Source organism: Paenibacillus sp. A3 (assembly GCF_001399685.1).
Classification (GTDB): domain Bacteria; phylum Bacillota; class Bacilli; order Paenibacillales; family NBRC-103111; genus Paenibacillus_G.
On record NZ_JTHN01000417.1, the window covers coordinates 1 to 2,677 of the forward strand.

Here is a 2,677-nt window from a genome sequence, read left to right on the forward strand (position 1 = left end):
ATCGCGTCGGATGCGCATGCTGAATATCCGTTTCATGCTGGCCAGATCGATGAAATCCTCCCGGCCGATGACCCGGATCGTTTGCTCCGCATCCAAATCGTACAAATGTCCTTCGAGCACTACTTTCAAATTATCGAATATCGTCGGGTCAAACAAGGTAACTTCCCCTTTCGCAGCATGGCTTTACGCCTGCGGCAAATGGCGGATATCCAGCACGTCGCCCTGAGCGAACCGTCCGCCCTCCACCACGTTTATGATTCGCTCAGCCGCCTCATCCGGCGTATACAGTCCGCCCGTTTGCTTCAGCCCTACAAAGCGCTCCACCTCCGGGAACCGGTCAGGTTCCGTCCCGCGGATCAGCTCCTGCATGCCCGTATCCACGACGCCGGGCGCGATCGAGACGACCTTCACCGCTCGCGGCCCGTCGCCTCGCTCCAGCCCGACGCAGCGCGTCAGCATATCCAGCCCGGCCTTGGTGGCGCAGTAGCCGCTCCAGCCGAAATACGGCTTTTTCCCCGCGCCGGAAGAAATATTGACGATCGTTCTGGCCGTCGAGGCGGGCCAATCCTCCGTCGCCCGGATAAAAGCGGACATCAGCAGCATCGGGGCCAGAAGGTTGACGTTCATCTGCTCCGTCAGCGTGAGACTATCGGCCTGATCCAGCGGCATGATTGGCTCCAGCATGCCTGCGTTATTGATCAGCGTGATGGCGTCGAGCGGCTCCTTTTCAAGCGATCGGACGACAGTCGCGATCAGTTCCTCTATTCCGTCCACGCGTTTCAGATCGTATGCATAATGCTCGGCCTTCCTCCGGGCTGCAGCTCCGTCCGCACGGTCGCCGGCTTCCGCCGAATCCGCAGCGGTCCGTGAAATTCCGATGACGCGGTGCCCGGCAGCGAGCAAGCGGTTGGTCAGCGCCAGTCCTAACCCTTTGGAAGCGCCGGTCACAACATATCCTTTCATCTAGGTTCTCCTTCCACAAAAAACTCCCCTTCCAGCCCGACGTGATGCCGCATCGCAGCAAGAGCACGTTAACCTGAAGGGGAACCTCGCTATGGTCCTATTTCTATTGTACCATCGATTGGATTAAATTTCAGCTTTTGCTGCATGCCGCTCTGCCAGCTTGTGTCGGAGATCGCCGCCGATCAAGCTTGCCGAATCCCATGTCGCATTCCGGACGAACAATCCCGCCTTTCCGGTCAAAATCAGGTACATCCCCCATTGGCGCATCCAGACCCACCCTCCCGTTCTTTTTCGCATTCTACCCTTATGGCGAACGGAGGGGCCGGTTTGTGACAGCCAGCACGAAAAAAAGCAAAAAAGCCAACCGGGCAAATCCGGTTGACCTGTCGCCGGCGGCACCCCTCGATCGGGATTCCGGCATGCATTGGACCGCTGAACACGATGCGGTTACGGCTTCATCAAATCGTCTGCGGTAATCCCGTCTTCGACGGCGAATTCAAAATCGTACACGTCGTACACTTGAACGGGAACCTCGGCCTGAATGATTTTCTCCATCAATTCAAGCTGGTCCGTCAAAATAGGTGCTTTCTCCCGCAGGGAGGTCAGCACGACCTCGGTTTCGATCGGATCGAACGATTCCCCATATTGGGCATTATCCACGGCATTGATGACCGTGAACGTCACATTCTCGTTGATCGGCAGCGGCGGGCTTGGCCGCCATGGGGCGACAAGCGCACGCTCCAGCTTCTTCTTATTGAACGAGTCGTCGAAAAAGGCGATGAGCTCCCCGATTTTTCCTTTGACATGAGCGTCGTCATCCGTGTCCGGCATGACCGGCTCGGGGCTGTCTTTCATCTCGTATAATTCCAATATCGTCGAATACGGAATCAAATATTCCACCGGGCGGCTTGGCGCCATGAGTTCGCCATATACGGCTACAAGCACCGCCTCGATAACAAAACGCCGGGACATATTTCCAATTCCCCCCTATTGTGATGCGTCCGTTCCTAAGTCCGGCCTACATTCTTTCATATCACAATTGGGAATAAAAGTCCAACTTTGCAGACTTTCTCACGCTTTGCCCGATTTTTCAATTCTGACCCTGTAAGAGTCTCGAATCCGGTGCTATAATAGAGCAATGTGCCTGTCACCGACCGTTATGAAATGGAGAGTTAGCCTGATGAATGCTGCGAAACGTTTTCCCGTTCCTTTGCCGCTTCTGCTTGTGATCGGCATCGTTGCGATTTCTTTTTCAGCGATTTTTGTCCGCTGGTCGAATGCTTCGTCCTCGGTCATTGCCATGTACCGGCTGCTGCTGACCGCTGCGATCTTGCTGCCTTTGCTGCTGCGTTACCGCCGCGAGGTGGCGCAGCTGCGCCTAAACGACTGGGCGGGCCTGTTCTGGTCCGGCGTTGCGCTCGGCCTCCATTTCTTGTTTTGGATGGAATCGCTCAACCTGACGACGGTCGCAAGCTCGACCGCGATCCTCTCGCTGGAGCCTGTCTTCGTCCTGATCGGCGCGTGCCTGTTCCTCGGTCAACGAACGAATCTGCTAGCTGTGCTCAGCATGGCGGTTGCGATTCTGGGCGCGGCCATGATCGGATGGGGCGGCTGGGGGCTGACCGGGGAAGCGCTGCTCGGCGACCTGCTGGGCCCCGCGCCGAAAGGGGGGGGAGGCCGCGCAAACTCCCCCGGGCCAAAAGCGAGGCGGAAG

Annotated in this window: 4 protein-coding genes; 1 reads left to right on the plus strand and 3 read right to left on the minus strand. The window is 57.2% G+C overall.

The genetic code is table 11. From position 1 onward, the window contains the following. Positions 1–183: 183 nt before the first annotated feature. The 3 genes from QJ48_RS35070 to QJ48_RS35075 form a co-directional block, all read right to left on the minus strand. A complete protein-coding gene (locus QJ48_RS35070) occupies positions 184–963 on the minus strand; it encodes a (S)-benzoin forming benzil reductase (protein WP_054977835.1) in 780 nt (259 codons plus the stop codon). Positions 964–1,086: 123 nt separating this feature from the next. Then, on the minus strand, positions 1,087–1,230 hold the full coding sequence (locus QJ48_RS37245) for a hypothetical protein (protein WP_157261890.1): 144 nt from the start codon (positions 1,228–1,230) through the stop codon (positions 1,087–1,089). Positions 1,231–1,410: 180 nt separating this feature from the next. Then, the gene (locus QJ48_RS35075) at positions 1,411–1,935 is read right to left on the minus strand and encodes a hypothetical protein (protein ID WP_054977836.1); all 525 of its coding nucleotides are present in this window, start codon (positions 1,933–1,935) and stop codon (positions 1,411–1,413) included. A gap of 208 nt (positions 1,936–2,143) precedes the next feature. Between QJ48_RS35075 and QJ48_RS35080 the strand changes: the two genes are divergently transcribed. After that, on the plus strand, positions 2,144–2,677 hold a 534-nt coding region (locus tag QJ48_RS35080), incomplete at its 3' end, for a DMT family transporter (protein ID WP_237763167.1).

Excerpts from the sequence above, each read along its gene's own strand:
- QJ48_RS35070 (WP_054977835.1), bottom strand. The coding sequence starts at position 963 with ATGAAAGGATATGTTGTGACCGGCGCTTCCAAAGGGTTAGGACTGGCG.
- QJ48_RS37245 (WP_157261890.1), bottom strand. The coding sequence starts at position 1,230 with ATGCGCCAATGGGGGATGTACCTGATTTTGACCGGAAAGGCGGGATTG.
- QJ48_RS35075 (WP_054977836.1), bottom strand. The coding sequence starts at position 1,935 with ATGTCCCGGCGTTTTGTTATCGAGGCGGTGCTTGTAGCCGTATATGGC.